Here is a 26,564-nt window from a genome sequence, read left to right as displayed (position 1 = left end):
ATCTCTCGCTGAGAGCCCGCGGCGGGCATGCGGGGGTATACGAAGCGTCCGCGCTCCCGGATGCGTTCCGCCTACCCTGCGTTAGGCGTACATCGTTCGTGATATATCAGCGTCACGCCCTTGCCGAACGCCGACGGATTCGCATGACCGTAAGCCCTGCTCCGAGGGAGCATGATGTCCTGACCGACCTGCTCACGCAGGTGGGGTACCGCAACGAGAAGGCGTTCGCCGAACTGTATCGACGTACATCCGCCCGCTTGTTCGGCCTGTGCATGCGCATGATGGGCGATCCCGACGACGCCGAGGAAACACTCCAGGAATGCTTCGTCGTCGTTTGGCACCGCGCGCCCCTGTTCGACCCGCGCCTGGCCGGTGCGATGACCTGGCTGATGGCCATCGCCCGCAACAAGGCGATCGACCGCCTGCGCCAACGGCCGCGAACGCAGGGCGCACGGGATATCGACTGGGACGCGCTGCCCGATACCTCGCCTGGCCCCGCCGAGGACGGCGAAAACGACCTTGCCTACCGGCGCCTCAGCGATTGCCTGGGTGCGCTGGAAAACCGCCAGCGCTACTGCGTGCGTGACGCGTTCTTCAGCGGCCTGACCTACGTCGAACTCGCCGAACGCATGCAGGTGCCCCTGGGCACGATGAAAAGTTGGATACGCCGGGCCCTGCAACAACTCAGGGCGTGCATGACGCCATGAACGACGACATCGAGATGGACAAGGACAACCTGCGTTACGCCGAGTACGTGCTCGGCGTGCTCGACGCCGATGCGCGCGCCGCCGTGGCACGTGAGGTCGCTTCCGGCACCGACGCCGCCGCCGCGGTCGCCTTATGGCAGCGGCGGCTCATGCCCCTCGCCACGGAAGTCGCCGGGGTGACGCCACCCGCACACGTGTGGTCGTCGATCCGGCGCCGCCTCGGCATGACGACACCCGCGCGCGTGCCATGGCTGCGCAGCCTGGCGTTGTGGCGCTGGATCGGCGCGGGCGCGACGGCGTTCGCCGCCGCCATGCTGGTGGTGACGTTGACCCGCCCTTCCGTGCCCGGCGCCACGAATGCGCCGGCCCGCTTGTGGGTATCGACCCTGGTCGCCGACGACGGCAAGGCGTGGTGGACGGCGACCGTCGACCCCGGCCGGTCCGAGGCCGTCGTGCAACCGGGAAGCCCCGGCGCCCTGGCCGCCGGCCGTGACACGCAGCTGTGGATCGTGCCCGAGGGCGGCAGGCCCGTATCCATGGGCGTCTTCCCGAGCAGGGACCCGAAGCGGCTCGCGCTGACCGGCGACGTGCTGGCACAGCTGGCCCGCCACGCGGTGCTGGCGGTGTCGCTGGAGCCTGCTGGCGGTTCGCCCACCGGCCAGCCGACCGGTCCGGTCATCGCCACGGGCACGATACGTTTCGCCGACCGGTGAGGCCACCGGATTCGCGCCCGTCGTGCCTGCACTTTAAGATGCCGCCATGACCGCTCCCATCCATCGCGCCGCGGCGACGCCACCCGTCCACGCGGTGCGTCGGCCCCGGCGATGAAAGCCCTCTGTATCGCGCTCGCCGTCGTCGTGGCGCATGTCGTCGTGCTCGCCGCACAGACGCGCCTGGGCATGGCCACGTCGTACGCGAGCTACGTCGGCATGGGCGCCCTGGCGATCGGCGCGATCCTGCATGTGCGACGACGCCAGGACGAGGCGCATGACCCCCGATGGTGGATGCTCGTGGCGAGCATCGTGCTGTGGCTGGTCTGCATCGCGCTGGCCGCACGGCAGAGCGTCGTGCTGGACAACCCCAACCCCTCACCGGGCGACAGCATGTTCGCTTACCTGCTGTACGTGCTACCGGTACTCGTCACGGTATCGTCGGCCCCGGTCGCCGCGCACCGGCGCGGGGCCCTCGCCATCGACATGGTCCTGGTCGTGCTGCTCGGCGTGCTTTTCTACGCGCGCACCTTCTCCCTCGTGTCGCTCCATGGCACCAACGACCGCCAGAACGCACTCGAGCTGGCCTGGATGTTCGACCTGGAAAACGTCAGCCTGGCGCTCGCCGCCACGTTGCGCTTCGTCGCCACGGATAGCCCGGCCGACCATCGTTTCTTCCGCGCGGTGGCGTCGTTCTTCGCCACCTATGCCGTTGCCGGCTTCATCTACAACCATGACATCGCCCTGGGCGATTACCCTCAGTTCGGCGCCACCCCGTGGGACGTCCTGCTCGACCTGCCCTTCGTCGCGCTGATCGCCTCGCTGGAAATGACGCCCACGCGCCGCCACTGGCATCCCCCCGTCTACGTGGTGCGCTTCGTGCAGGGCGCAAGCCCGACGTTCCTCGCGGTGAGCGTGCTCGCCTTCGGCCTGATGGTGATGGACGACCACCCGCCGCTCGGCATCGCCGCGGCGATCGCCGCCGTGGTCGGCATCGGCCTGCGCGGCACGCTGGCCCAGGTCGACCTCGCCGACGTCGACGCCCGGCCAACGCGTCGTCCCGATATGCCCGCCGGCCTGGTCTTCATCGACCGGATGACCGGCCTACCCAACCGGCGTGCCTTCGACGATCGCCTGCTCCACGAATGGCAGCGACCGGTGCAGGAGGGACCGATCGCGCTCCTGGTCATCGGTATCGACTTCCTGCGTGAGTACAACGACCGTTATGGCCGTGCCGCCGGCGACGAATGCCTGCGCATGGTCGCCGCCATGCTGCTCGCGCGCGGCACCCGGGCGGGCGACCTCCTGGTCCGTTTCCGCGGCGCTGAATTCGCGCTGCTCGCGCCGGGCACGTCTCTGCGCGATGCGGTAACGCTGGCCGACGAGTTGCGCGAACACATCCAGGCGCAAGCGATCGTGCATGCCTTGAGCGCGGTCGGCGTGGTCACGGCAACGATCGGTGTCGCCGCCCTGCGCGCGTCCGGGCACCTGGGCGCGCCCGACCTCGTGAGTACGGCCGAACGCGCCCTGCAGCGCACACGCCGGGGCGGACACAACCGGGTAGGCACCCTGGGCACCCCGCACGCCTTGCCCGTCGATCCGCACAACGCGCCGCATCGACCGGCCCACGGCCGATCGGCATGAGTCCGCCCGTACCGACCCGCGGCGGTGGTCACCGCTCCGCCCCACGCGTCACCGACGCCGCGACCCACGTCGCGCGCCACCGGTCGGTGCGACGCCTGCTCGGGGGTGCGGCGATCGTGTTGGCCCTCGCCGCCATCGTGGGCCTGTACCTCGGGCGTGCGCCGACCCCGGCCCCCGTGCCGCTCGTGGCGCCACCCGTACCCAAACCCGCGGAGGCCCCGCCCACCCCCCACCCGATCACTGAACCCGATACGTCGACCGAAGGCGTGGTCTCACGCCCGGCGCCGCGCCGTGAGACGCCCGTGCGCCCGGCATGGACCCGGCCTCCACTCGCGCGCGCCATACCGCCTGAGCCGCCCGTGCCACCCGTGCCACCCGTGCCACAGGAACCTCCCATGCCGCCCGTGCCATTGTCGCCCGGGGCGCCGCACGCATCGGCCCAGAACGCCCCACGGCCGATCGCCCCACGTGCCATCGACGCGGCGGCCCCTCCCTCGCTCGCGCCCGACGATCAGGTCGCCTACATCCGCCACCTGCTCGACACGGGGCGTTACGCCGAGGCCCGCCGCGTGCTGAACGCCCTGCGCCGCACGCACCCCGGTTACGACCTGCCCCAGGACCTGCGCGACCTCGCACGTTGACCATGCTTTACACGATCACCGCCCCGTGGCGCCACGAAGAAGATATCCGCAAGAGCCGCTTCCTCGCGCAGGCCGCCCCCATCGCCCATCCCGAGGAGGCGCTCGCATGGTTCGCCCTCGTGGGCGACGCCTCGGCCACGCACAATTGCTGGGCGTATCGCGTCGGCGACGCGTATCGCTTCAACGACGACGGTGAACCCGGCGGTACGGCGGGCCGCCCGATCCTCCAGGCGATCGACGGGCAAGGATGCGACCGGGTCGCCGTGCTCGTGACACGCTGGTATGGCGGCATCAAGCTGGGGGCCGGTGGCCTCGCCCGCGCCTACGGGGGTTCGGCCGCCGAATGCCTGCGCCTGGCGCCCCGCGAGCCGATCGTGGCGACAGGCGCCCTGCACATGCATTGCGACTTCGCCGAACTGGCTTTGGTCTCGGCACGGATTCGCGAGTCCGGCGGCCAGATCGCGCGGGAGACCTTCGATGCCGATGGCGCGGAACTCACGGTGACCGCGCCGCTGGACCGCCTCGACGCCATCGCGGCCCGCGTGGTCGACATCAGTCGCGGCCGTATCCAGCCGCGCCGGGACCCTGGCTGATGGCTCGACCTCGGGCGGCCTGCGGCGTTCGGTCCCGGGGGCATGTCACGAAGGTGTGATTGAATAGGCGGTGATCCATCCCCATCCGAGCCAGCGACACCTAAGGAAGCGCGCCGCGAATGACCGAAGAACGCAAGGAGAAGACCCGCAAGATCGGTGCGTTGCGCCATCTCTGGCCGTTCCTTCGGCCGCACAAGGCGCTCGCGATCGGCTGGCTCGTGTTCCTGGGCCTTTCCTCCAGCGCCTCGCTGCTGCTGCCGGTCGCCGTTCGGCACATCATCGACCACGGCTTTCTCGCCGCCAACGTCGCCACCATCAACGGAACCTTCCTCGCGCTGTTCGGCGTGGCCGTGGTGCTGGCCCTGGCGACCGCCGGGCGCTATTACTGCATCGCGTTGCTCGGCGAACGGTCGCTGGCGTCGTTGCGCACGACGCTGTATCGCCACGTGATCGGCCTGGACGTCGGCTTCTACGAAAGCACCCGCGTGGGCGAACTCACCTCCCGCCTGGGCACCGACACCGAAGTGGTGCAGACGCTCGTCGGCTCGGGCATTTCGGTGGCGCTGCGCAGCGCCGTGATGCTCATCGGCGCCGCCGCCGCGATGGCCTGGACCAGCCCGCGGCTCGCGGGCCTCACCGCGCTGGTGATTCCCGCGGTGATGCTGCCCATCCTCATCTTCGGCCGCCGGGTGCAAAAACTGTCGAGGCACAGCCAGGACCGCATCGCTGACGCGGCCGCGGTGGCGAACGAAACCCTCAACGCCGCGCAGGCGGTAAAAGCCTACGGTCGCGAGCCGATCGAAAGCCGTCGCTACGCGGACGCCATCGCGTTGGCCCTGGCGACCGCGGGTCGCCGCATCGGCATGCGCTCGCTGCTCACCGCGGGCGTGATCGTGCTGATCTTCGGCGCCATCACCCTCGTGCTGTGGGCCGGCGCGCGCGACGTGATCGCCGGCGCGCTGGCCCCCGGCGTGCTTAGCCAATTCGTGCTTTACGCGATTTTCGCGGCCGGCTCGGTCGCGGGCCTCTCGGAAGTGTGGGGCGACGTGCTGCGCGCCGCGGGCGCGATGGAACGCATCGGCGAACTGTTCGCCGAACGCGCCACCATCGCCACGCCGGATGCACCTGAACCCCTGCCGCGCCCGGTGACCGGGACGCTCCGGTTCGATCACGTGTCGTTCCGCTATCCGACGCGCCCCGACGTGCTGGCGCTGGCCGACTTCGACCTCGACATCGCGCCAGGCGAAACCGTCGCCCTGGTGGGCCCCTCTGGCGCGGGCAAGAGCACGGTATTGAGCCTGCTCCTGCGTTTCCACGATCCGGCCAGCGGCACGATCCGCTTCGACGGCGTCGACCTGCGCGCGCTGGCCCTGCCCGAACTGCGCGGCGCGATCGCCCTGGTGCCTCAGGAAACCGTGATATTCGGCGGTTCGGCCGCCGACAACATCCGCTTCGGCCGTGAAAACGCCTCCGACGAGGAGGTGCGGGAAGCCGCCCGCCTCGCGGAAGCCGATGGGTTCATCGCCGCCCTGCCCGATGGCTATGGGGCCGCGCTGGGCGAACGCGGCGTGCGGCTCTCGGGAGGCCAGAAACAGCGTATCGCGATCGCCCGCGCCATCTTGCGCGATGCCCCGCTGCTGCTGCTCGACGAAGCAACCTCCGCGCTCGACGCCCAGTCCGAAGCGGCGATCCAGCAGGCACTGGAACGCCTGGAAAAAGGCCGCACGACGCTGGTCATCGCCCATCGCCTCGCCACCGTGCAACGCGCGGACCGCATCGTGGTGATGGATGGAGGGCGCATCGTCGCCCAGGGCACGCACGACGAACTGCTGCGCCAGGGCGGTCTCTACGCGGAACTGGCCCGGTTGCAGTTCGTGGCCTGAGCCGCACCCGGCGTGGCCCATCCCGCGCCTGCTTTTTCGCCGTATTGACACCGCCGCCCCTACCGTCGGTGCCATGGATGGCGACCTTCTTCACCCCCGCCCTGAAGGCCTCTACTGCCCGGCGGGGGATTTCTTCATCGATCCCATGCAGCCGGTCGCACGCGCCGTCGTCACCCACGCGCACGGTGACCACGCGCGTTCGGGCAGCGCGCTCTACCATGTCGCCGACGCCGGCCTTGGCCTGATGCGGGAGCGTCTCGGCGCGGGGTCGGTACTGCACGCGCATGCCTATGGCGAGCGCTTCGTGCTGGGCGACACCACGGTGTCATTGCATCCCTCGGGCCACGTGCTGGGCGCGGCCCAAGTGCGCATCGAGGGCTGCGGCAAGGTGGCCGTGGTCTCCGGCGACTACAAGCGGGACCCCGACCCGACCTGCGCACCGTTCGAACCGGTGCCTTGCGATATCTTCGTCACCGAATCCACCTTTGGCCTGCCGATCTACCGCTGGCCGCCGATGTCGCAGGTCATCGACGAACTGGTCGGCTGGCTGGACGACTGCCGGACGCGCGGCGTGCCCGCCGTGCTGTTCTGTTACGCGCTGGGCAAGGCGCAACGCGTGCTGGCCGAGCTCGTGCGGCGCGAACCCGACCGTGTCGTGCACCTGCACGGCGCCATGGTGCGTCTGGTCGAGGCGTATCGCGAGGCGGGCGTCACCCTGTCGCCCACCGTGCCGGTCAGCGATTCGGCCAAGGGCCGCGACTTCGCGGGCGAACTCATCATGGCGCCGCCCTCGGCTGCCGGTTCGCCTTGGATGCGCCGTTTTGCGAAAGCCTCCACCGGGTTCGCCTCGGGCTGGATGCAGGTGCGCGGCGCACGGCGCCGACGCGGTTACGACAGGGGCTTCGTGGTGTCCGATCATGCCGACTGGCCCGGGCTGCTGCAAAGCGTGACGGACTCCCAGGCCCGCCGCGTGTACGTGACCCACGGCGACGGCGAGGCGTTGATCCGGCACCTGCGCGACCACGGCGTCGATGCGCGACCGTTGCGCTCGCTCGGCACCATGCCCGACCTGCGCACAAGCGAGGAAGGCGACTGATGCGCCGCTTCGCCCGCCTTTTCGACGCGCTCGACCGCACGACCTCCACGGCGGCCAAGCGCGACGCGATGGCCCGCTATTTCGACGAGGCGCCTGCGGCCGATGCGGCCTGGGCGGCTTACGTGCTCGGCGGTGGCAAGCTCAAGCGCACGGCCAGCTCGACCGAACTGCGCCTCGCCCTCGCCGCGGAAACCGGTTACGCCGACTGGCTGATCGACGATTGCTACGAACAGGTCGGCGACCTCGCCGAAACGGTGGCGTTGATGCTGCCCGACGGCGACGAAGGCGATGCCGACGTGCCGCTGCACGTATGGATGGAAGCCCGGCTGCCGTCGCTGTCGCGACTGGACGGCGCCGGACGCATTGAGCTGCTGCGCGAATGGTGGCGGGCGCTGCCGCGCGACCAGGTGTTTCTGGCCAACAAGCTGCTGACCGGTGCGTTACGGGTGGGCGTTTCCCACCGCTTGCTCGTGCAGGCGGTGGCGCAATGGTCGAACCTGCCGACGGACCTCATCGCCCATCGCATGAGCGGAGACTGGCGGCCGGGGGCGACGGCGTTCACCGCGCTCGCCGCGCCCGAACGCGCCGACGAGCACGCCGGTGAGCGGCCTTACCCGTTCTTCCTGGCCTCCCCGTTGGAAGCCTTGCCGGACACGCTCGGCGAGGTCGGCGACTGGCTCGCCGAGTGGAAGTGGGACGGCATCCGTGCGCAGGTCATGCGTCGCGGTGACGGCGTGCTGGTGTGGTCACGCGGCGAAGAACGGCTCGACGGCCGGTTTCCCGAGATCGAACAGGCTGCTGCCGCGTTGCCGCCAGGCTGTGTGCTCGACGGCGAGGTACTGGCCTGGACCGCGAACGAAGACCATCCCCAGCTGTTCGCGGCGCTGCAGAAGCGCATCGGCAAGCTCAAGCCCGGTCCGAAGCTGCTGGCCGATGCCCCGGTGCGCCTGATGGCCTACGACCTGCTCGAACAGGGCGGCGAGGACCTGCGCGAACGCCCGCTCGCGGAGCGTCGCCAGCGACTGGCCGCGCTCGTCGACGGCCATGCGCCGACGCTCATGCTCTCCCCCTCGATCGACGCGGTGGACTGGCCGGGGCTGACCGCCGTGCGCGGCGAATCCCGTACGCGGCGCACCGAAGGCCTCATGCTGAAGCGGCTTGACTCGCCCTACCGGGTCGGGCGAAAGCGCGGCGACTGGTGGAAGTGGAAGGTCGATCCCTACACTCTCGATGCCGTGCTGATCTACGCCCAACCGGGCCACGGCCGGCGGTCGGGCCTGTTTACCGACTACACTTTCGGCGTATGGGACGGCGACACGCTCGTGCCGGTCGCCAAGGCCTATTCCGGACTGGACGACAAGGAGATCGACCGTCTCGACCGCTGGATACGCGCGCACACACGCGAGCGTTTCGGCCCCGTGCGTTCGGTGGAGGCGGTGCACGTCTTCGAACTCGCGTTCGAGGCCATCCAGGTATCGGGCCGGCACAAATCCGGCGTGGCCGTGCGCTTCCCGCGCATCCTGCGCTGGCGCACCGACAAGGCGATCCACGATGCCGACACACTCGACGCGCTCCGCCGCCTGGCGTCGGGCTGAGCGCCGCTTGCTCGAATGGTTTGCCGCGCAGGAGCGCCGTCCCGCGCCGTTCCAGCGCGCCGCGTGGCGCGCGTGGGGCGACGGTGAGAGCGGCCTCGTGCACGCCCCCACCGGCACCGGCAAGACACTGGCAGCCGCCGGCGGTCCGCTGATCGACGGCGTGCTGCGTCCGGCGACCGGACTTCAGCTCCTGTGGATCACGCCGCTGCGTTCGCTCGCGTCGGATACGACCCAGCACCTGACCGCCGCGGTCGAGGCGATGGGCCTGCCGTGGCGCGTGCTTCGCCGCACCGGCGACAGCGGCAGCGCCGAACGCGCGCGCCTGCGCCGCGGTGCCTGCGAATTACTGGTGACCACGCCGGAAAGCCTCGCCCTGCTGCTCACCTACCCGGACGCACGTGAGCGCTTCGCACGGTTACGCGGCGTGGTCGTCGACGAATGGCACGAACTCATCGGCAATAAGCGCGGCACGCTGCTGCAACTGGGACTCACGCGATTGCGCCGCCAGTTACCGGCGCTACGCACCTGGGGACTGTCGGCGACGCTGGGCAACCTCGACGAGGCGCTGCACGCGCTGTGCGGCGACGGCCGGCTCATCGCCGGCGGGGGCCGACGCAAGGTGCTCGTGGAAACGGCGCTGCCCGAGGGTGACGAGCGCTTTCCGTGGGCGGGGCACCTGGGTCTGTCGCAGTTGCCGCGCGTGCTCGACGCGGTGCGGTCCGCGACGACGAGCCTGGTTTTCGCCAACACCCGGTCGCAGGCCGAACTCTGGCACGAAGCCCTGTCGTCGGTCTGGCCCGACGCCCCCGACACGCTGGCCCTGCATCATGGGTCGATCGATCCCAAGCTGCGTGCGCAGACCGAGGAACGCCTTCGGGTGGGATCGCTGCGCTGCGTGGTCGCTACCTCCAGCCTCGACCTCGGCGTCGATTTCTCCTCGGTCGAACGCGTGATCCAGGTCGGCAGCCCGAAAAGCATCGCGCGCCTGCTGCAACGCGCGGGCCGCAGCGGACATCGCCCCGGCGCGGCGTCGCGAATCCTCTGCGTGCCCACCCACCTGCTCGAACTGGCCGAGGTGGCGGCGGCGAGGCGCGCGCTGGCCGCGGATCACCTGGAACCCCGGCATCCGCCGCGCGGCTCGCTTGATGTGCTGGCGCAACACCTCGTCACGATGGCGCTCGGCGGCGGCTTCGACGCCGACGACGCCTTCGCCGAAATCACCTCGTCGCACGCCTACGCGCAGTTATCCCGTGAACGGTTCGATGCGGTGCTCGCCTACCTGCAGACCGGCGGCACGGCGCTCGCGAGCTACCCCGAATACCGCAAGCTTGTCAGGGAAGGCGACCGCTACGTCGTGGACAGCGGTCGCATCGCTCGCATGCATCGGCTTTCCATCGGCACCATCACCTCCGACGGCAGCTTGCAGGTGCGCTACATGAAAGGCGCGCGCCTGGGCAGTGTCGAAGAAACCTTCATCGCCCGGCTCCGGCCGGGCGACCGCTTCCTCTTCGCGGGTCGTCACCTGGAACTGGTGCGCGTGCGCGACATGACCGCCTACGTGCGCGCGGCCACCCGCCGGCGCGGCGGCGTGCCGCGCTGGATGGGCGGGCGCCTGCCCCTCTCGGGCGAACTGTCGGACCAGTTGCGCGACGTACTCGCCGATCGCTCGGCGCCCGAAGCCGAAATGCGGGCATTGAGGCCCCTGCTCGCCATCCAGGCCACCCAGTCGGCCGTACCCGGCGTGCACGAATACCTGTGCGAACGCACCCGTACGCGCGAGGGCGACTACCTGTTCGTCTACCCCTTCGCCGGGCGCCTGGCGCACGAGGGCATGGCCGCCCTGCTCGCCTACCGGCTGTCGCGAGCGCATCCGGGAGACTACGGTTACGCCGTCAACGACTACGGTTTCACGCTCACCGCCGCGCGCATGCCCCTCCTGGACGGCGACGCGTTGCGGGTGCTACTGCATCCCTGGCACCTGCGCCGCGATATCCGCGACAGCGTAAACCTGACCGAGCTCGCGCGACGCCAGTTCCGCGAGGTGGCCCGCGTCGCAGGGCTGGTGTTCAACGGCTACCCCGCGCACAACAAGACGCTGCGCCAGCTGCAGGCCTCGAGCGGCCTGCTCTTCGACGTGCTCAAGCGTCACGATCCCACCCACCCCCTTCTTTGGCAGGCGGAGCGCGAAGTGCTGGAGCAGCAACTGGATTACACGCGTCTTCGCGCGTGCCTCGTGCGCATGGCCCGGGGCCGCTTGCTCTGGCGTGAGACGCCCCGCCTGACGCCACTCGCCTTTCCGCTGTGGGTAGAACGCCTGCGCGGCGGCATCGCCGCCGACGACTGGAAGGCACGGGTGGAGCGCATGCGCGAATCGCTTGAGGCCAAGGCATGAGCACGCACCGCATCGAGGTGGCCGGCGAGGTGCTCGAACTGCATCCCGAACGCGCGATCCACTGGCCGGCGCGGCGGATGCTGCTCGTCGCCGACGTGCACTTCGGCAAGGGCGCGGTGTTTCGTCGCGCGGGCATCGCCGTGCCCAGCGGCGACACCGAGGACGACCTCGCCCGCCTGGACCGGCTCATCGCCGAACACGCCCCTGCGGAACTCGTGGTGCTCGGCGACCTCGTTCACGGCGCCCCGGGCTCGCGCAGCGAATGGGTGGATCGCGTGCAACGGTGGCGAGCGGCGCATCGCGACGTGCGCATGGTGCTCGTCGCCGGCAACCACGACCGGCACATGGATGCCAGCCGTCTCGGCTTCGTCGTGCGCCCGGATCGGGTCGTGCAACCGCCCTTCGTGTTCGCCCATCACCCGGACGACGATGACCGCGGCTACGTACTGGCGGGCCATGTGCATCCCGGCATCGCGGTGCGGGACGGATGGCGCAAGCATCGCCTGCCCGCCTTCGTGTTCGACGCGCGCGTGGGCATGCTGCCAGCGTTCGGAACGCTTACGGGCCTGCACGACGTGCGCGAGGAAGCGGGCCGGCGGATCGTCGCCGTGACGCCCGCCGGTTTGCTGCCGCTGGGTTGAAGCCGCCGATGCCGGTCAGGCGATGGCGGCTACCAGGGCCCGCACGATCGCCGGATCGGTGCGCGTCTCGCCATCGCCCATGCCCAGGGTATCGCCCGGTACGCGGCGCATCGCCGACGGCAGGCGTCGCTTGGCCGAGGCATGGAATTCGGCGGCCCGGGTCGCTTCGCGAAGCGAGGCCACGTTGTCGGGCGTGATACCCGCGCCCGGCATCACCACGATGCGGTGCTTCGCCTGGGCGATCAGGCGCGCCAGCGACGCCGCGCCGCTGACCGCGCTGGGCATGCCACCGGAACTCAAGACCCGCTCGAAACCCAGATCGACCAGGGTTTCCAGGGCCGCCGGACGGTCGGGTACCAGATCGAAGGCACGATGGAAGGTCACGCCCATGGACCCTGCCGCCTCGATGAACCGCTCGCACGTGTCGGTGTCGACCTCGCCCTCGGCGGTAAGCGCGCCCACCACCACGCCGTCGCAACCGAGGTCGCGGCAGTGCGTGATGTCGTCGATCATCGCTTCGACTTCGGCATTTTCGTAGAGAAAGTCGCCGGCCCGCGGACGGATCAACACGTAAAGCGGAATGCGCAGTCCCTCGCGGGCGAGCCGGAGGGTGCCATGCGACGGCGTGACGCCGCCCTCGTCGAGGCTGGCGCACAGTTCCACCCGATGCGCGCCGCCTTCCTGGGCGGCGAACGCGGAGGCGACCGAATTGGCCGCGACTTCGAGCGTGGCCATATCAGTAGGTGCTCTTGCCCGGGAGCAGGGTGTCTTGCCTGTCGGCATCGCAGATGGCATAGGAGAAGCCTTTCTGGATCGACCAAGCACCGACGTTGCCCTTCTTGTCCATGGCGAGGAAGCCCACCTGCACCCCCTTCGCTTCGGGCTTGCGCCGGAGGATGCGCTCCACCGCCTCGCGGCAGGCGTCTTCGGGCGAACGGCCCTGGCGCATCAGTTCCACGACGAGAAAACTGCCGACGTTGCGGATCACTTCTTCGCCCACGCCGGTGGAGGTCGCGCCGCCAATGTCGTTGTCCACGTACAGGCCCGCGCCGATGATCGGGCTGTCGCCGACCCGACCGTGCATCTTCCACGCCATGCCGCTGGTGGTGCATGCGCCGGAGAGGTTGCCGTGCGCGTCGATGGCGAGCATGCCGATGGTGTCGTGGTTGCTCGCGTCGCCCGGCGTGCCGCCCGGTCCGGCGTTGTAGGTTTTCACTTCGCTGTTGGCAACCGGCTTGTATTTCGCCGTCTTCAGCCATTCATGCCAGGCTTTGTCCGATTCGGGGGTGAGCAGTTCCTCGCGCGGAAAGCCCTGTTCGATAGCGAACTGCGTGGCGCCGTCACCCACCAGCAACACGTGGGGCGTGCGCTCCATCACGCGACGCGCCACGGAAATCGGATGCGCGATGTGTTCCATCGCGGCCACCGCACCGCAATTGCCGTGTTCGTCCATGATGCTGGCGTCGAGGGTGACCTTGCCGTCCCGGTCGGGGTAGCCGGCACGACCCACGCTGTGGTTCCGCAGGTCGGCTTCCGGCACACGGGCACCTTGCTCGACCGCGTCGAGTGCGCGCCCGCCGGTGGAGAGCACCTTCCACGCCGCCTGATTCGCGGCCACGCCGAAATCCCAGGTCGAGCACACGCGAGGCACCTTGCCGGCGCCCGAGGCCTTGCCCGTGGATGCCGCGGCCTTCGCCAGGCCGCTACCGCTCAGTGCCAGGCCCGATGCCAGGGTCGCCCCCTGAAGAAACCGCCTGCGATCCATGAACTGCCCCATTCGACGACGCGCGATCCGCGCCAACGGGGATGGTCGCATGGCGCCCTTGCGACTGACCACCGCCGGGTGCCTCCATCTCGAAGGCGTGCATCGTCGCCTGGCGATAGGCCCGTGCCGCCGCGAGACGCGCCCGGGCGGACCCCGCCAGAGCCGCCCCGAGCAGCGCGAGCAGGGCCAGCGCGACGAGCACGAAGGGAAGAATGGCACCGCGCGGACTCGGCGGCGTCACGGCTGTTCGACCACGCGGACAAACCGACGGCCGTCATCCAGCACCAGGTGCAAGGCCACGACGCGAGGGTCGCCTGGCACACGCGACGCGTCGGCGCCTTGCCCATCCGGGCGCAGGACGAACGCTTGCACGCCATCGACGTAAGGCTGGCCGTCCCGACGCAGGGTTCCGTCGGTCACCTTCCACACCGCGGGACCGCCACGGCTGATGTCGCCGGCGATGGCGGCCAGCGCAAGCCACGCGTCGTCCTCGCGGCGGCGACGGCTCATCGCGCGACCGTGAGTGCGCCCATCGATCGAGAGCGACAACAGCACGATCGCCGCGACCAGTGAGGCCACCAGCAGTGCCGTGACCAGCTCCACGAGCGTCATGCCCCGGGCGACGGTGCAGGCACGTGCCATGAGAGTTCTTCGCGACCGGCCCAGGCGATGCGGATGCGACACGAATCGTCGGGATCGCAGGCGACGGTACCCGTCGCGCGAGCCCCCACCATCGCGCGCAGTTCCTGTTCGAAGCGGCCAAGGGCTGGCATGTTTGCCGGTTTTGCTTCACGCGCGTCGCGTCGCCGCGCCGCACGCAGGCGCGTGGCGAGATTCAAGGCGACGGTGGTGGCGGCGAACGAACGCGACGCCCGTGCATGCATGGCCAGTGAGTGCGCTTGCCACGTGGCGTGCGCCGCACTGCCGATGGCGAAGATCGCCAGGGCGACGAGGCATTCGATGAGGGACGAACCGCGGACACGACACATCCGCCCACGATGCCTCCGATGGGCATGGGCGCGAAGCGGGGTGCCACGCGAATGGACGTCCGCGCGCTCACACCGTCGGTGTCGGTATTCCCCTGAAAAAAACCCCGCGCCAAAGCACGGGGTTTTCTCGAAGCGTACTTACAGGTCGATCAGGCGGCGATTTCGACGCCCGACGCCTGGGCGCCCTTCGGGCCCTGGGTCACTTCGAACTTCACACGCTGACCTTCCTGCAAGCTACGAAAGCCCTTCGAATTGATCGCAGAAAAGTGGACGAACACGTCCTCCCCACCGTCCTCGGGCGCGATGAAACCGAAACCCTTGGCGTCGTTGAACCACTTGACCGTACCGAAACGCATTGCGGAAACCTCTGGACATGGACTGGAAGCACCCGGACGGCGAGGCTTCCCCATGGATTCCCTTGGCCTGCCCCCGCGGCGCCTGCGAAGTATCATCACGTTTGGGAGCAAAGCGCAACTACGATTCTTTCCGAGTCAGAGCGCCTCGAGCATCCGGCCGACGATCGGAAAGACGTGGGCGGTGGCCGCCTTCAGGTGGGCGAAGATCTCGTCGATACTGATCTCGGCATCGTCGCCCGCACCGGCCGCGAAATTGGCCACGAGGGCCAGGCAGGCGAACTCCAGGTCGAGCTCGCGCGCCAGCGCCGCTTCGGGCATGCCCGTCATGCCGACCAGGTCGCAACCGTCCCGCTTCATCCGCGCGATCTCGGCGCGGGTCTCCAGGCGAGGGCCTTGGGTGACACCGTGTACACCGCCGTCGACGATCGCGAGGCCTTCGGCACGCGCCGCGGCAAGCACGCGCTGGCGCAGGCTATCGGTGTAGGGCTCGCTGAAATCGATGTGCCGCACTTCGGCACCGTCCACGTCGTTGAAGCTCGTGTAACGGCCATGCGTGTAGTCGATGATCTGGTCGGGCACCACCAGCACGCGCGGGCCCATGTCATCGCGAATACCGCCGACCGCATTCACCGCGAGCACGCGACGCGCACCCAGCGCATGCAGCGCCCAGAGATTGGCCCGGTAATTCACCCGGTGAGGCGGCACGGTGTGGCTTTCGCCGTGACGGGCGAGGAAGGCCACGCGCCGGTCCTTGAACCGGCCCGTGACGACGTCGCCGGACGCGGGACCGAACGGGGTGTCCACCGTGTGGCGCTCGATGCCCTCAAGGCCGTCGAAGGCATAGAGGCCGCTGCCGCCGATGATGGCGAGATCGAGAGCCATCGTCAGTCCTTCAGCGCGTGGATGGCCGGCAGGTTTCGGGCCTGCTCGTGGTAATCCATGCCATAGCCGAAGACGTAGCGGTCCGGCAGGTCGACGCCGTTGAAATCGGCCTCGATGCCTCCGGCGCGTCGGTCGTGCCGCTTGGTGCACAGCACCGCCAGCATGACCCGCTTCGCACCCATTGCCAGGCACGCATCGCGCACGGCCTTGAGGGTGTGACCTTCATCGAGGATATCGTCCACGAGCAGCACGGTGCGGTCTTTGAGGGGCACTTCGGGGCGACGCAACCAGTGCAGGTCGCTGCCGCTGGTTTGGCCCCGGTAGCGCGTTGCGTGCACATAGTCGAATTCGAGGTCGGTGCGGACGGACAGCGCGAGTTGGCCGGCGAAGATCAGCGCGCCATGCATCACGGAAAGAAACACCGGGCGCTCGCCATCGAGCGCCACATCGATCTCGCGACCCATCCGGGCGATTTCGGTATCGAGTTGCTCACGAGTGAACAACACGTCGGAGTGCGCGAGCGCCTGCTCGAGCGGAGCGAAAGTGGACATGATGATTCAGGACTCCAGTGCGGTCACGCGTTGGATGAAACGGTCGCGTTGGGGATTGTCGGTGAGGCCTTCCCAGGTCGAGGCGATTTCGCCACGCAGCGGCGCGATGCGCTCGATCGGCGAGGGACGCCGGCCCTTCACCGCGGCGATGGCCTCGGGCACGGCCTCGGGAAAACACGCCAGCACCAGATCGCAGCCGGCATCCAGGTTGGCATGCACGCGGGCGGCGATCCCGCCGGCGCTGCCGGCCGCGGCCATGCTGATGTCGTCGCCGAACACGCAGCCCCGGAAGCCGAGCTCGCCGCGCAGGATGTCTTCGATCCAGACGGACGAATAGCCCGCGGGCTGGTCGTCGACCGCGGTGTAGACCACGTGCGCGGCCATCACCGCCTCGGCGCGTGCGTCGATGCCGGCGACGAAGGGACGCAGGTCGGTGCGCAGGATATCGTCTTTCGAGCGCGGATCGACGGCCGACGACTGGTGCGTGTCTTCCTTGACCGAACCGTGGCCGGGAAAGTGCTTGAGCACGGCCGCCATGCCGCCCAGGTGCATGCCGCGCACGTAGGCCTGGACGAGGTCGGCGGCGGCCTCGGGATCGGCGTGCAACGCGCGGTTGCCGATCGCCGCGCTGCCGCGGTCGAGGTCGGCGACCGGGGCGAAGCTGAAATCCACGCCGGTGGCGCGCATCTCGCTCGCCATGATCCAGGCGTGTTCTTCGGCCCGCTCGATCGCGGCGGCCGGATCGGTGTCATAGAGCCGACCCAGCACCGCGAGCGGCGGCAAGCGGGTAAAGCCCTCGCGGAAACGCTGCACGCGACCACCTTCCTGATCGACGCAGACGAGGATGTCCTCGCCACCGACCTCGCGGATAGCGTCGATGAGCGAGGTCACCTGCGCGCGGGACGCGAAGTTGCGCGAAAACAGGATCACGCCACAGACGCCGGGCGCAGTGATCTGCGCATGCTCGTGCGGCTGCAAGGTGGTGCCGGACAGGCCGATGATCAGCACGGAGGTCTCCTTAGGCTTCCCGCTCGGCGGCCGTCCACTGCGTGTAAGGCCGGTCGATGAGGTTGACGTTGAAATAGCGCACCTGGTCGCTCACTTCCCTGCCCAGCCAGGGGGGCCGCGGATAGGGCGCGTCGACCGCGGGCAGTTCGATCTCGGCCACCCACAGGCCGGCATTCGCCCCGAGGAACTCGTCGATCTCAAAGTGTGCGCCATCGACCATGACATGGTGACGATGCTTCTGGAGCACGCCGTTGCAGAGGTCGGCGAGCAGGCGTTCGGCGTCGGCGAGGGGAATCGGGTAATCGTATTCCTGCCGCTCGATGCCCAGCGTGGCGGACTTGATGTTGAGCCATGCCCGTTCACCGGAGCGGCGCACGCGCACCGAACAGGCCGCATGGCCGGCCGTGATGGCGCCGGCATCCACGAGGTACCCCTGGGCGAGGGTTTCGCTGCGTTCGACGTGCTCGCGCCAGCCGTCGCCGGCCAGGAGGAACTTGCGTTCGATCTCGATGCCCATGCTCAGCGCCGCTCGAACAGGGCGATGGATTCGACGTGCGCGGTGTGCGGAAACATGTCCATCACCCCGGCGCTGACCAGACGAAAACCCTTTGCCACGAGCAATCCCGCGTCGCGCGCCAGCGAGCCCGGATGGCACGATACGTAGACGATGCGATCGGTGCCCTTGCGCGGAAGGTAATCGAGCACCTTGTCGGCACCCGCACGCGGCGGGTCGAGCAGGATCTTGTCCCAGGCCGCCTTGGCCCACGGCTCGTTACGCTGGTCGTCGAAGAGATTGGCCACGCGGAACGAGGCGTTGGACAGGCCGTTGCGCGCGGCATTCGCGGCGGCCCGCTCGACCAGGCCATGCTCGCCTTCCACGCCCACGACCTCGGCCGCGTGCCGTGCGATGGGCAGGGTGAAGTTACCCAGGCCACAAAACAGGTCGAGTACGCGATCGGTCGGCTGGAGGTCGAGCAGTTCGAGGGTGCGGGCCAGCATCCGCTGGTTCATGCCGGCGTTGACCTGGACGAAATCCAGCGGCAGGAATTCCAGCTCCACCCCGTCGGCGGGAATCGCGAACGCGAGGCGCGGCGCCTCGGGCCACAGCGGATGCACGCTGCTCTGGTTGCCGGGCTGGAGGTAGATGGCGAAGCCGTGCTCCTTGCCGAACGCCACGAGCGTCTCGCGATCGCGCGCCGACAACGGCGACAGGTGGCGAAACACGAGGGCGACGGTGTCGTCGCCCGCGGCGAACTCGATCTGGGGAATGTCGCGCGCGACGTCAAGACGCTGCACGACCGCCGCCAGCAGGCCGACCTTCGGGCCAAGCGCGGGGTGGATGACTTCGCAACGCTGGATGTCGGCGACGAAGCGTGGGTTGGACTCCTCCCGGAACCCCACCAGCACGCGATCTTTCTTGGTGACGAAGCGCACCGAGAAGCGCCCCTTGCGGCGATAGCCCCAGGGCTCGTCGGTGAGGGGCGGCAGCCATGTCTCGGGCACCACTTTGCCGATGCGCTCGAAGTTTTCCGCCAGCACGTGCTGCTTGGCGGCGATCTGCGCCGCGGGCGCCAGGTGCTGCAACGAGCAGCCGCTGCACTGCCCGAAGTGCTGGCAGCGGGGCTCCACGCGATCGGGCGAGGGCTCGATGACCGAGACGACCTCGGCGTCGTCGTAGTTGCGGTGCCGCTTGCGGTACGTAAGGAGCACCCGCTCGCCGGGCAAGGCGCCCGCCACGAAGGTGGCCTTGTTGTCGATGCGGGCGACGCCCCGGCCGTCGTGGCTGAGGTCGGTGATGGTGGCTTCGAATGGGGTCATGCGCTCAAAAACTGAAAGCCCGGAACGGGTCCGGGCTGGCTGGGAGGACGCGCCGCTTGGGAAGCGGCGGATTCCTGGCGAAAACTACTTGCGCTTCCAGGCGCCGGAGGCGTCCTGATAATACCAGCCCGCGGGCGCGCGCTGGATCCAGCCATCGGCGAAGGTCTTGCGGATGCGCGGCTCCCACTCGGGATGGCCGTTGGCCGCGGCCACCGCCCGGTAGAGCGCGTTGCGGTCGGCGTTTTCCTGGTCGACCACCGAGCGCTGATCGAGCGGGATCGCACCCTGCTCGCGCACGGCGACCAGGCCGTCGGCGGAGAAACCCACCGCGCCGCTGTCGAACAGGCCCTTGAGCGCACCGGCGAAACGGCTCTTCATTCGCTCGCGGATGGCATCCGTCTCGGGCGTGCGGATCTGGATGTCCGGGCTGTCGGCGGCCATCGCCTGGGGAATCACGAGGTCAAGGAGCGACGCGGACGGGCCGGAGCCCTCGGGGCGGGGTTTTTCCGGCGCCTTCTGGGCGGGCCGGGCGGCGCCGCTGTCGTCCAGCACGTTGCCGATGAACTGATCGGCGGCCTTTTGCGCCGCCGCTTCGGGAAAGTAGACATTGATGGTGACGCAACCCGCCAGGGCGACGGCGGCCGAGGTGACCAGGGTCATCAGCAATTGACGCATGGATAGGCTCCTTGGAATGCTCGATGGAATCATCGTACGACAGGCCCGTCGCCTTCGGTGGCCGCCTGGAGCCGGCGCACGAGGGTCGGCCAGTCGACGTCGCGCTGATGCCCCACCACGGTCAACCGCGGAAGGCCACTGCCTTCGACGATGGTGTACCCGTCCCTGGCGTTGCCCAGGCCGCCCATGGTGCATACGTCGCCCTTGAGCACGCAGGACAGACCGATGCGCCGGTAGCCGAAGGTCTTGAAGATTTTCAACATCGTGCCCTGCAGGCCACCCGCGATGCCACCGCCGCCGACCGACGTCAGGTTGTTGACCGCCTGCTGGCTGATCCGGCCGCCCTGGTCGGCGAGGAAATGGGCGTTGAACGCGGCGGGCTTCCAACCCACCAGACGCAGCGCCTCGACCGCACCGCTCATGCGCCCGGTGATGTTGCCGAAATCGAAGACCGAGGTGAGCAGTCCGAGGTCGAGGTTGCGCAACGCGACGTCGCCCGTGACCACGGGCGCGTCCCCGAAGGGATGGGCGAGCGTCATGCCGGTGATGTCGACGAATCCGTCAAAGACGTTCAGCGACAGGCCGCCGCCCAGTTCGACGCGATCGTCGACGTAGCGCAGGTTGGGCACCGCGCCGCCCACCGTGCCCTTGAAGGCCGGCCAGCCGAGGGCGCGGCACAACGCCGCCATGTCGACCTGGGTGAGCGCCAACGAGGTCTGCAGACGCTCGCCGCTGGACGCCGACGGCTTCCAGCGAAGGCCAAGCACGCGCAGCTGGCCGTCGAGTACGGGGACGCTCATGGGCCGTGTGAGCGCGAGCGTGCCGTCGCGACTCTGCCATGTGCCCTGTGCCGGGCCGTTGGGAATCGTGAGCATCTGCAGGCCGCGCCAGCCGAGCGTGGTGGGCGGTCGCTCGCCGGTGGCGCTCCAGTCGACCGCGCCGTGCAGCCCCGACACGCCGAAGCGCCCGCCGACCAGGGTCAGGTCGAGGCTATCGGTCTGAAACGAGAAATCGCTCAATCCCTTCGCGTCCATCGACACGCTGCCGGCGAGGCCGCCAGACACCGCGAGCCCGTCGATGCCGAACGTTCTGAGCAGACCGGTGCCATAACGCGTGTAGGCCGCCGGGAAGCGCGCCGTGAAGCGATCAAGGTTCAGGCGGTCGAGGTCCCCCTTGGCGTCGAAGCCCATCTCGCCTTCGAGCTGAAGCGCGTCCGGGTCGGTCACGCGCAGCCGCTGGATGGCCAGGGCGCCCTGGGTCGACGCCGTGGACATCGACAGTTGCACGGGATGCGCCGGCAAGGCGGCATAGAGCGGGCCGAGCAGTAATTCGCCGCCCCGCAGCGACCCGTCGAGATCGATCGAGGCGCCGCGATCCCGTTTTTCGAAACCCACCCGCCCGTTTGCGGAGAGCCGGTTGCCTGCCAGCTTGCCCCCCTGCCCTTCGAACGCCACGCCGTCGAGGGCGAACTGCCCGGCCGCCTGGACGCTCTGGTCGAGCAGGTCGAGGGCCAGGTCGGCATCGACCTTGCCCGCCGTCAGCCGGCCTGCCCACACGGTGGACACCAATCCCTGTAGCCAACCCGCGGGCAACCCCTTCAGCGTGATCTGGGCGTGGGTCGGCTGGTCGAGAGGAAAGGCCACGGCGGCATGGGCCTTGTCCTGGATGAGCGACACCTCGAGCGTGTTGGCCGATTCGTCGGCGACGATCCGCAGTGATGCGTCGGTGAGGGCGCCGCCCGGGGCGCCGTGCAACCGCACGCGACCGTCGAAGATCCAGCGGCCGGCTTCGTCGCGATCGAGGTGGCCATCGAGCCCCACGCCCAGTTTCTTCCAGCCCATCGACGGTACGTCCGCCCGGTCGGCCGACAGACGAACCGTCAGGCCCTTGCCCTCGTCGGCGGGGCCGATGTCGGCCGTCATGCGACTCATGCTCAGGCCCGGGACGTCGAGTGCGTCCGCCTCGACCGACACGGTGGCCCATGCGCCGCCCGACCAGGCGACGAGGCACCAGGCGACGACGAAAACGAACCATGGGCGGGTTGATACGGGGAGCATGGTCGGCCATTCTGCCAAATCCAGATGAACGACACGGAACGTTGCATGACTTACCCGGAATCCCGCACGGGCTCCGCACCGCCGACTGCCTCGACCAGGACGATCCTGGTCGCCGATGACGACGCGTCCACGAGGGAATTTCTCGCCGCGGCGCTCGGGCGCCTGGGCTACGCCCCTACCCTTGCCGTCGACGGGCGCGATGCCCTCGAAAAAGCCAGACGCGACGCCTTCGACGCCCTCCTCCTCGATTGCCGGATGCCCGGCGCAGGCGCCGAAGCGGTGCTGTCCGACTTGCGCGCCGACGATCGGGCGGCCTCACGTCTCGCGGCCGCGTTTGCCACCAGTGCGGAAGTGACGCCCGACACGCGCCGTCGCCTGCTCGCGGCCGGTTTCGTCGGCGTGATCGAAAAGCCCTGCCGAGTCGACGTGCTGGGCCTGGCGCTGGCCTCGCTGGGGCGTTCGTCGTCGGATGCGAGCGTCCTGGACGATGCGCAGGCCCTGGCGGCGACGGGCGACATCCGCACCATGCACGCCCTGCGTGCGTTGCTCCGGGACGAACTGCGTGAACTGGATGCCGACCTGGCGACCTTCCTTGATCGTCCCGACGCACTGATCGAACGCCTTCATCGCCTTCGCTCCGCCTGCGGCTTCTGCGGTGCCGGGCGCCTGGCTGGCGAGGTCAAGACGTGGCAACGGCACCTCGAAGCCGGCGGAACAGCCGAAGGCGCGGCACGACGTCGGTTCCAGTCGGCCCTGCGCGCCACCCTGGCCGCGCTGCAGGACGCTGCGCCTTGACGCGCCATCAGCGAAGCACGCGCCACGCCCTGAGTTCGCCGCCGCCAAGGTGAAAGGAAATCACCTGGCGCATCATCCGGCGCAACGACGACAACCCGGCCGCGTCCGGCGACGTATCGGCCGCGAAGGCCAGCAGGTCGTGGCCGCGAATCGCAACGGGGTCACCCGGCCGCCCTGGCGACGGCCCGGCCTCGGGGTTGTAGTGATAACTGCGGGAGGGGTCGACGGGCTCGCCGTCGAGGGCGTCCATGTCGAGTTGGAGGGCATAACCGAGCGCCTCGAGCATGTCGCGCTCGAAACGGCGCAGCGTCCAGGCCAGGGGTTCGCCCGCCGCCATCCGCGCGAGCGTGCGTTCGTAATGCCGAAACAAGGCCGGGAGGGGATCCTGCCGGCCGGTTAGGCGCACGACGAGTTCGTTGAGGTAGAGACCGGCCATGCCCGCGTCGCCGGTGAGACGCAACACGGGCCCCACAGGCTCGGCCTCGCGCAGCGTGGCCAGTTCGCCTTTCAACAGCAGATCGAGTTCAAGGCGCTGGAAGGGCTCCAGTTGGGCGCGCTGGAGCCTCGCTCTCTCCCGCCTGACGCCCCGCGCGACGACCCCGATGCGGCCCTGGTCGCGGGTGAGGCACTCCACCAGCATCGAGGTTTCGCGGTAGGGCCGCGCATGTAGCACGAAGGCGGGTTCCCGCTCGATACGCATGGCGGCGCGTCTCCGGGCGGCTCACTCGTAACCGAAGCGCTTGAGCAGGTTTTCGTCGTCGGCCCACCCTTCGCGCACCTTGACCCAGAGCTTGAGGAACACCTTGCGTTCGAAGAGGTGCTCCATCGCCTTGCGTGCGGACGAGCCGATGGCTTTCAACTGCGCGCCGCCCGCGCCGATCACGATGGCCTTCTGCCCGTCACGTTCGACCCAGATCACCGCGTGTACCTCGGCGACGCCATCGGGACGATCCTCGAAGCGCTCGATCTCCACCGTGGTCGCGTAGGGCAGCTCCTGGTCGAGGCGTAGCATCAGCTGCTCGCGCACCATCTCCGCGGCGAGGAAACGCTCGCTACGGTCGGTGATCTCGTCTTCACCGTAGATCGCCGGCTGCCCGGGCAGGCGCTTGAGGATGCCCTTTTCCAGCCCGTCGAGTCCCTTCGACTTCAGGGCACTGACGTAATACACGTCGTCGAACGGATGCTTCTGCATCAGGTCGGCCACGAACGGCAGCATGGCGGTCTTGTCCTTCTGGAGGTCGACCTTGTTGATCGCCAGCAGCTTCGGCAGGTCGCCCTGTTCGGCGAGGGCGGCATACATGGCGGCATCCTCGTCGGTCCAGCGGCCGGCTTCGATCACCTGCACGGCGAGATCCACCTCGGTCACCGCCGCGCGCGCCGCGCGATTGATGCTGCGGTTCATCGCACGCTTGCCGCCTTTGTGCAGGCCCGGCGTGTCGACGTAGAGGATCTGACCTTCCGGCTTGGTCGAGATGCCGAGGATGCGATGGCGGGTCGTCTGCGGGCGATGGCTGACGATGCTAAGGCGCACGCCGATCAACGCGTTGAGCAGCGTGGACTTGCCGACGTTCGGGCGCCCGGCCAGGGCGACATAGCCGCAGCGGAAGTCGTCGGTGGCGCGCGCTTCGTCGCCGGCATCATGGTCGAGGTCATTCATGGTCGGGTGTCCTGCAATCGACGGAGCACGGCCTCAGCGGCCTCCTGCTCGGCGGCGCGGCGGCTGCCGGCGCGGCCTTCGATACGGATGGATTGGGGCTCGTCGATGGAACAGCTGACGTCGAAGGTCTTGGCGTGGTCTTCGCCGTAGCTGTCGATGAGTTCGTAAACGGGCAAGGGAAGGCCCTTGCCCTGCAGCCACTCCTGCAGCCGCGTTTTCGCATCCTTGCTGGACCGCTTCAATTCCGCGATGCGCGGGGTGAACAGCCGGCGCACGACCTGGCGGCAGGCATCGTAGCCGTCGTCGAGATAGACCGCCGCGATCAGCGCTTCGAACGCGTCGGCGAGGATGGAGTCGCGGCGGAAACCGCCGCTCTTCAGCTCGCCCGGACCGAGCTTCAGGCGGTCGCCCAGTTCAAGTTCGCGCGCGATCACGGCGAGCGCCTGTCCGTTCACCAGCTGCGAGCGAAGCCGGGACAGTTCGCCCTCGCTGGCGTTGGGATGCGCGTCGTAGAGAAGTTCAGCCACGGTGACGCCCAACAACGCGTCACCGAGGAATTCCATCCGCTCATTGTTCGGCTTGCCCACGCTGCGATGCGTGAGCGCGAGGTCCGCGAGGGACGGATTACGGAAGTGGTGCGGAAACTGCACGGATCACGCCTGCACATTCCTCAAGGGCACTGCGTTTTCGAAGTGCAGGAGGAAGTCGATGTTGTAGAGGAAGTGGATGCGCTTGTCGTAGGACACCTCGAGCATCGTCGCGTTGTTGCTGCGGTCGAGGGTGATGTCCTTGGGTTTGATGGTGGCGTCGTCCACGTACTGGAAGTTCATCTTGAACAGGAGATTCTGGCGCAGCTGATTCAGGTCGGCGGGGGCGCCGTCGGACGCTATCTGGCTCATGGCCTTCTTCACGCCGAAGAACTCGATGTACGAGGGCGCCAGCTTCATGCCCATGTAGGCGAAAAAGCCCAGCACGAGCAGCATGACGAGAAAGCCGATGAGGGTGACGCCCGATTGCCTGGTCTTCATGCTCGTGTCCCGCCGCGCCGGGCGGCTCCCCTGTGGATGCCAAAGTGAAGGCGGGGCGCCGGGCGCCCCGCTGCGGAGATTACCGCGTCTGCCGCCGTTCGTGACACCGCGGCGCGTGACGGGGGGCACCCTTCGATCAATGGATCACCCGGAACATCCGGCCTGCGTCGAACCACCCGTTGCTGGGCCCGCGCCACGCCAGCCACACGAAGAACGCCTTGCCCACGAGGTTCTTCTCCGGCATGCAGCCCCACCAGCGACTGTCGGTGCTGTTCATGCGGTTGTCGCCCATCACGATGTAGCAACCCTGGGGCACTTCCGAAGGCACCAGGGCGTTAGGGATGTCATTGGGCATGTTGTAGGCGGGGGTGAGCGCGATCGTGTGGCTGATGCTACCCAGGTGCTCGGTGTAGAGCTTGGAGCCATAGGTCATGAGAAGGCGGTCTTCGGGCTCGTTCATGTTGCCCTTGTAGGGACCGATCTCGTCCATGCCCACGCGCTCGCCGTTGATGTACAACTCGCTGCCGCGCGTTTCGATGCGGTCGCCCGGCAGGCCGATGACGCGCTTGATCCAGTTTTCGCCAGGCACCGGGGCGTGGGGATTCTGACAGGTGATGTCGCCACTGCGGACCGTGTTGCCCTGGTCGTCCTTGCAGAGGTAACCCGGGAAGCGGAACACCACGACATCGCCGCGGCGTGGCTCACCGTTCTCGAGCAGCTTATTGTTGAAGGCCGGCATGCGCAGGCCGTAGCTGAACTTGTTGACCAGGATGAAATCGCCGACGTCGAGGGTCGGCATCATCGATCCGGAGGGAATGCGGAACGGCTCGGCCACGAACGAGCGCAGCAACAGCACCACCAGGATCACCGGGAACAGCGAACGGGCCCAGTCCACCGGCCACGGTTCGGGCTGCTCTTCGCCCAGGTTCTCGCTGCGGGCGCGGCGGCCCTTGGCGAGGAACAGGCGGTCGAACAGCCAGATCAGTCCGAAAAGAACCGTCAGGCCGAGCAGGATCGCCGAAAAATCGAATGCCATGCCAACTCCGTCAATCGTGTCGAGGGACCGCGAGGTCCATTCCGG

At 68.7% G+C, this 26,564-nt stretch carries 28 protein-coding genes; 11 read left to right on the top strand and 17 right to left on the bottom strand.

Annotation, left to right across the window (positions count from 1 at the left end; translation table 11 throughout):
• The first annotated feature begins 143 nt into the window (after positions 1-143).
• The 10 genes from PI246_RS14020 to pdeM all read left to right on the top strand — a co-directional run bounded on the left by PI246_RS14020 (position 144) and on the right by pdeM (position 11,902).
• Complete coding sequence (locus PI246_RS14020) at positions 144-707, top strand: sigma-70 family RNA polymerase sigma factor (protein WP_320551929.1); 564 nt, start codon at positions 144-146, stop codon at positions 705-707.
• Positions 704-1,420, top strand: a complete 717-nt coding sequence (locus tag PI246_RS14015) for an anti-sigma factor (protein ID WP_320551928.1) — start codon at positions 704-706, stop codon at positions 1,418-1,420. Before PI246_RS14020 ends, PI246_RS14015 begins: the two co-directional genes overlap by 4 nt.
• Before the next feature lie 111 nt (positions 1,421-1,531).
• Complete coding sequence (locus PI246_RS14010; protein WP_320551927.1) at positions 1,532-3,061, top strand: GGDEF domain-containing protein; 1,530 nt, start codon at positions 1,532-1,534, stop codon at positions 3,059-3,061.
• A 395-nt stretch (positions 3,062-3,456) separates the two neighbouring features.
• Entirely contained in the window at positions 3,457-3,702 is a 246-nt protein-coding gene (locus PI246_RS14005) for a tetratricopeptide repeat protein (RefSeq protein WP_320551926.1), read from the top strand.
• Between the two features lie 2 nt (positions 3,703-3,704).
• Positions 3,705-4,295 (top strand): IMPACT family protein, encoded by a 591-nt coding sequence (locus PI246_RS14000; RefSeq protein ID WP_320551925.1) that lies wholly within the window; start codon positions 3,705-3,707, stop codon positions 4,293-4,295.
• 119 nt (positions 4,296-4,414) lie between these two features.
• The gene (locus PI246_RS13995; RefSeq protein ID WP_320551924.1) at positions 4,415-6,178 is read left to right on the top strand and encodes an ABC transporter transmembrane domain-containing protein; all 1,764 of its coding nucleotides are present in this window, start codon (positions 4,415-4,417) and stop codon (positions 6,176-6,178) included.
• A 73-nt stretch (positions 6,179-6,251) separates the two neighbouring features.
• Complete coding sequence (locus PI246_RS13990) at positions 6,252-7,274, top strand: ligase-associated DNA damage response exonuclease (RefSeq protein WP_320551923.1); 1,023 nt, start codon at positions 6,252-6,254, stop codon at positions 7,272-7,274.
• Positions 7,274-8,869 (top strand): ATP-dependent DNA ligase, encoded by a 1,596-nt coding sequence (locus PI246_RS13985; protein ID WP_320551922.1) that lies wholly within the window; start codon positions 7,274-7,276, stop codon positions 8,867-8,869. The genes PI246_RS13990 and PI246_RS13985 overlap by 1 nt, the downstream gene beginning before the upstream one ends.
• Positions 8,826-11,261: a ligase-associated DNA damage response DEXH box helicase gene (locus PI246_RS13980; RefSeq protein ID WP_320551921.1), complete on the top strand. Its 2,436-nt coding sequence runs from the start codon at positions 8,826-8,828 to the stop codon at positions 11,259-11,261. The genes PI246_RS13985 and PI246_RS13980 overlap by 44 nt, the downstream gene beginning before the upstream one ends.
• Complete coding sequence (gene pdeM, locus PI246_RS13975) at positions 11,258-11,902, top strand: ligase-associated DNA damage response endonuclease PdeM (protein WP_320551920.1); 645 nt, start codon at positions 11,258-11,260, stop codon at positions 11,900-11,902. The genes PI246_RS13980 and pdeM overlap by 4 nt, the downstream gene beginning before the upstream one ends.
• A 15-nt stretch (positions 11,903-11,917) precedes the next feature.
• Here pdeM and PI246_RS13970 read toward each other — a convergent pair whose 3' ends face one another.
• From PI246_RS13970 to PI246_RS13915, 12 genes are all read right to left on the bottom strand, one after another.
• Entirely contained in the window at positions 11,918-12,637 is a 720-nt protein-coding gene (locus PI246_RS13970) for a copper homeostasis protein CutC (protein WP_320551919.1), read from the bottom strand.
• A gap of 1 nt (position 12,638) precedes the next feature.
• Positions 12,639-13,667 carry a N(4)-(beta-N-acetylglucosaminyl)-L-asparaginase gene (locus PI246_RS13965; protein ID WP_320551918.1) on the bottom strand — a complete coding sequence of 343 codons (1,029 nt, stop codon included), beginning with the start codon at positions 13,665-13,667 and terminating at the stop codon, positions 12,639-12,641.
• A gap of 237 nt (positions 13,668-13,904) precedes the next feature.
• Positions 13,905-14,309, bottom strand: coding sequence for a PulJ/GspJ family protein (locus PI246_RS13960; protein ID WP_320551917.1), 405 nt, complete (start codon positions 14,307-14,309; stop codon positions 13,905-13,907).
• On the bottom strand, positions 14,276-14,656 hold the full coding sequence (locus PI246_RS13955) for a type IV pilus modification PilV family protein (RefSeq protein ID WP_320551916.1): 381 nt from the start codon (positions 14,654-14,656) through the stop codon (positions 14,276-14,278). Before PI246_RS13955 ends, PI246_RS13960 begins: the two co-directional genes overlap by 34 nt.
• 149 nt (positions 14,657-14,805) lie before the next feature.
• Complete coding sequence (locus PI246_RS13950) at positions 14,806-15,012, bottom strand: cold-shock protein (RefSeq protein ID WP_072320702.1); 207 nt, start codon at positions 15,010-15,012, stop codon at positions 14,806-14,808.
• 135 nt (positions 15,013-15,147) lie between these two features.
• Positions 15,148-15,894: an S-methyl-5'-thioinosine phosphorylase gene (locus PI246_RS13945; RefSeq protein ID WP_320551915.1), complete on the bottom strand. Its 747-nt coding sequence runs from the start codon at positions 15,892-15,894 to the stop codon at positions 15,148-15,150.
• A gap of 2 nt (positions 15,895-15,896) precedes the next feature.
• Entirely contained in the window at positions 15,897-16,445 is a 549-nt protein-coding gene (locus PI246_RS13940; protein WP_320551914.1) for a hypoxanthine-guanine phosphoribosyltransferase, read from the bottom strand.
• 6 nt (positions 16,446-16,451) lie between these two features.
• The gene (nagZ, locus tag PI246_RS13935) at positions 16,452-17,453 is read right to left on the bottom strand and encodes a beta-N-acetylhexosaminidase (protein ID WP_320551913.1); all 1,002 of its coding nucleotides are present in this window, start codon (positions 17,451-17,453) and stop codon (positions 16,452-16,454) included.
• Between the two features lie 10 nt (positions 17,454-17,463).
• Positions 17,464-17,970: a CYTH domain-containing protein gene (locus PI246_RS13930; protein ID WP_320551912.1), complete on the bottom strand. Its 507-nt coding sequence runs from the start codon at positions 17,968-17,970 to the stop codon at positions 17,464-17,466.
• Positions 17,971-17,972: 2 nt separating this feature from the next.
• Positions 17,973-19,271 carry a 23S rRNA (uracil(1939)-C(5))-methyltransferase RlmD gene (gene rlmD, locus PI246_RS13925; protein ID WP_320551911.1) on the bottom strand — a complete coding sequence of 433 codons (1,299 nt, stop codon included), beginning with the start codon at positions 19,269-19,271 and terminating at the stop codon, positions 17,973-17,975.
• Positions 19,272-19,355: 84 nt separating this feature from the next.
• Positions 19,356-19,946: a YdbL family protein gene (locus PI246_RS13920; RefSeq protein WP_320551910.1), complete on the bottom strand. Its 591-nt coding sequence runs from the start codon at positions 19,944-19,946 to the stop codon at positions 19,356-19,358.
• Between the two features lie 29 nt (positions 19,947-19,975).
• Positions 19,976-22,003 (bottom strand): AsmA family protein, encoded by a 2,028-nt coding sequence (locus tag PI246_RS13915; protein WP_320551909.1) that lies wholly within the window; start codon positions 22,001-22,003, stop codon positions 19,976-19,978.
• Positions 22,004-22,048: 45 nt separating this feature from the next.
• Here PI246_RS13915 and PI246_RS13910 point away from each other — a divergent pair, with 45 nt between their 5' ends.
• A complete protein-coding gene (locus PI246_RS13910; RefSeq protein ID WP_320551908.1) occupies positions 22,049-22,798 on the top strand; it encodes a response regulator in 750 nt (249 codons plus the stop codon).
• 7 nt (positions 22,799-22,805) lie between these two features.
• Here PI246_RS13910 and recO read toward each other — a convergent pair whose 3' ends face one another.
• From recO to lepB, 5 genes are all read right to left on the bottom strand, one after another.
• The gene (gene recO, locus PI246_RS13905) at positions 22,806-23,498 is read right to left on the bottom strand and encodes a DNA repair protein RecO (protein ID WP_320551907.1); all 693 of its coding nucleotides are present in this window, start codon (positions 23,496-23,498) and stop codon (positions 22,806-22,808) included.
• A 21-nt stretch (positions 23,499-23,519) separates the two neighbouring features.
• Entirely contained in the window at positions 23,520-24,455 is a 936-nt protein-coding gene (era, locus tag PI246_RS13900) for a GTPase Era (protein ID WP_320551906.1), read from the bottom strand.
• Positions 24,452-25,105, bottom strand: a complete 654-nt coding sequence (rnc, locus tag PI246_RS13895) for a ribonuclease III (protein WP_320551905.1) — start codon at positions 25,103-25,105, stop codon at positions 24,452-24,454. Before rnc ends, era begins: the two co-directional genes overlap by 4 nt.
• Before the next feature lie 3 nt (positions 25,106-25,108).
• Entirely contained in the window at positions 25,109-25,483 is a 375-nt protein-coding gene (locus PI246_RS13890; RefSeq protein WP_320551904.1) for a DUF4845 domain-containing protein, read from the bottom strand.
• A 136-nt stretch (positions 25,484-25,619) separates the two neighbouring features.
• Entirely contained in the window at positions 25,620-26,519 is a 900-nt protein-coding gene (lepB, locus tag PI246_RS13885; protein WP_320551903.1) for a signal peptidase I, read from the bottom strand.
• Positions 26,520-26,564 lie beyond the last annotated feature (45 nt).

It is taken from the genome of Luteibacter sahnii (assembly GCF_034063545.1).
In the GTDB taxonomy this organism is placed as follows: Bacteria; Pseudomonadota; Gammaproteobacteria; order Xanthomonadales; family Rhodanobacteraceae; genus Luteibacter; species Luteibacter sahnii.
Note: the sequence above shows the minus strand (reverse complement) of the source record. Positions and strands in the feature narration are given on the sequence as shown.